The organism is Paraburkholderia sp. SIMBA_027, assembly GCF_046535315.1.
Taxonomy (GTDB): Bacteria; Pseudomonadota; Gammaproteobacteria; order Burkholderiales; family Burkholderiaceae; genus Paraburkholderia; species Paraburkholderia tropica.
On the sequence record NZ_JAWRWY010000493.1, the window covers coordinates 1 to 275 of the forward strand.

General features: G+C 57.1%; 1 protein-coding gene. It reads right to left on the reverse strand.

Translation table 11 applies throughout. The features are described 5' to 3' along the window. Positions 1-208: type II toxin-antitoxin system Phd/YefM family antitoxin (locus tag SB764_RS39965; protein WP_410866743.1), on the reverse strand; the 208-nt coding region annotated here is incomplete at its 3' end. Positions 209-275: the final 67 nt, after the last annotated feature.

Consider the following 275-nt stretch of genomic DNA (forward strand, 5'->3'; position numbering starts at 1 on the left):
GGGGAAGAATCGCGAAATCCACCGGAGCCTCGCTGGCTGGGCGGACGCTGCCTGCTTGGAGTAAACGCTCAAAGGGTGAAGCCGACGGCGGAATAAGCGTGGCCGCTATCTCGCCGTTGTTGGTGACGTCAATAACTTCGCCGTTCTTGACACGTTCCAGGATTTTACTGCTCTGGTTGCGTAGTTCACGGTGCGGGATAGTTGTCATGTTATCGCCTCCGTAGCAATCGTAGCACCCTGGTGCCGGAAGGCCTCTCAGTCTCTTTAGCCGAGCT